Annotated in this window: 2 protein-coding genes and 1 pseudogene; all 3 read left to right on the top strand. The window is 59.9% G+C overall.

All coding sequences use genetic code 11. The annotated features are described in order from the left end of the window. Nucleotides 1-224: 224 nt before the first annotated feature. A pseudogene (locus BMG523DRAFT_RS24005) lies at nucleotides 225-527 on the top strand (class II fructose-bisphosphate aldolase); the annotation flags it as partial. A gap of 3 nt (nucleotides 528-530) precedes the next feature. Beyond that, complete coding sequence (locus tag BMG523DRAFT_RS24000; RefSeq protein WP_083494940.1) at nucleotides 531-1,100, top strand: thioredoxin family protein; 570 nt, start codon at nucleotides 531-533, stop codon at nucleotides 1,098-1,100. Between the two features lie 144 nt (nucleotides 1,101-1,244). Next, entirely contained in the window at nucleotides 1,245-1,925 is a 681-nt protein-coding gene (locus BMG523DRAFT_RS22225) for a hypothetical protein (protein WP_152987902.1), read from the top strand. Nucleotides 1,926-1,950 lie beyond the last annotated feature (25 nt).

The following is a 1,950-nucleotide window of genomic DNA, read 5'->3' as shown; positions in this document are numbered from 1 at the left end:
CTCGACGTGCACCACCCGGCAGCCCGGCAACCCGACCATCCACGCGACGTCCACACCCAACGACGTACCCTCGACCACGACGCACCCGTTTCCCCGGCGATCATTTCCTCAACAGTCATGATCTTGCCAGGGGCGGGNGCGTCACCGTTTCCGGACACCCTCGCCGTCACGTTCCGTCACAACCGTGAGGTTACGAAACGTCAGACGCCGAACACGGCTTCAGACGTAGTGCGCAGAGCCACATTGAGCTCGTGCGTGACGTGTCCGTTGCCACAGGCCTCCCAGTAGTGCTGCACGGCTCGTCGGGAGTTCGAAGCGAGGCGATCCAGGAAGGGATCGATGCTGGAATAAGGAAAATAAATGTCGAGACGGCTCTCCGGAAGATCTACATGGCCTCCGTGCAGAGTTTTCTCGTGACCGGTGGGCCGGACTCAGGAAAACCTCGGTACCTCACAAGGGCGACGGACGAGGCATTGAGTGAGGCGTTTACCCATCTTCTGGAGGCATACACTATGAGGAGGTCCTAGGTCATGGCTGTTGTAAGTTCAGGTCAGGCTCAAATCGGATGGCCTATGCCTAGGTTCAAGCTTCCTGACTGCTTCGGAAATCTCGTGGCAAGTGATCAATACCGGGAAGCTTTGGGCCTTCTCGTCGTCTTCCTCTGTAATCACTGCCCGTACGTCCAGCATGTGGCGAACGAAATCTCCCGGTTCGCTTCGGAGTCGGCGGCTTCGCATATAGTCACGGTCGGGATCAACAGCAATGATCCGACACGATATCCTGAGGATGACGTTTTGCGCATGCGCGATGAGGTCGGTCGGCGAGGCTACACCTTCCCGTACCTGGTAGATGTAGGGCAGACTGTGGCCCGCGAGTTTGGCGCTGTATGCACACCGGATTTCTATTTGTTCGATAAGAATAGGCTCCTTTATTATCGGGGTCAGCTGGACGGGAGCCGTCCAGGTAACACCGAACCAGTAACCGGACAGGACCTCAGATTGGCCACGATCGGGATGCTGGCAGGCGAGCCGGCTCCTGCTCTGCAGACGCCGTCGATGGGATGCACCATAAAGTGGCGACGCGCCCAGGACGATATCTGAGCTGGGCGGCACAAGGGGCCGGCCAGCTCACGCGGATCCATCGGTCCAGAGCGTCAGGCGCCGCCGCTTAGTAGAAGATCGCTACCGCATGCCACAAGGTTTTTTCTCGCCATCGCCGTGAGACGCCGCGACAGAGTGAGGCCGATGATCTTCGAAGTTGATGCAATGCTGGAATCGCTTGTCAGAATGGTCGGCTGGGACGTCCCGCATCAGTTTGTTCCCGACATGTTGCTCCCCGTGCTCACCGAGGAGTGCGCGGCGCTGCGGTTGCCGGCACCGGAGCCGCTCGCTGGAAACCTCGTCGTGGGCGACCTCCCTTCCGCCAGGTTCGTACTAGCTGCCCATCTTGACGAGGCCTCCTTCAACGTGATCGAGGTCTATGACGGCCATGCGACGCTCGCTCCGTGCCACCGCTTCAGAACGCACGAGGTTCGACTACCCCTCACATTCGTTGGAGTCAGGCGGGGCCAGCCGGAGACCGTGGCCCACGGGATTGCGGAGGTCCTCGGCGACAGTCTCCGATGTTCAGATGTAGGTGATGTCCGGCTGGGAGACCGAGCGGTGTACAGGAACCCGACCGCGCAGAATGGTCGGGTCATCTCCGCCAAGGCAATCGACGACCGGGCCGGCGCCATTGCAGCCCTGCACGCCATGGCGGCTCTGGTGGAGCTTGGTGTGCCGTGCGCGGTTGCGCTTTCTGACGGCGAGCAGAACCTGCCCGACGGCTATTTTAGTCGGACTTTTCCGCACCTCCTGAGGAAGTTTCACAGGTCTGCTTTGGTGATATTCATCGACGGCATTTTTGGGGGTCGTTCGGCAGGGTGACCCGCAAAGTCTGTTTGTGCAGGTA

This window comes from Frankia sp. BMG5.23 (assembly GCF_000685765.2).
Lineage (GTDB): Bacteria > Actinomycetota > Actinomycetes > Frankiales > Frankiaceae > Frankia > Frankia casuarinae.
Note: the sequence above shows the minus strand (reverse complement) of the source record. Positions and strands in the feature narration are given on the sequence as shown.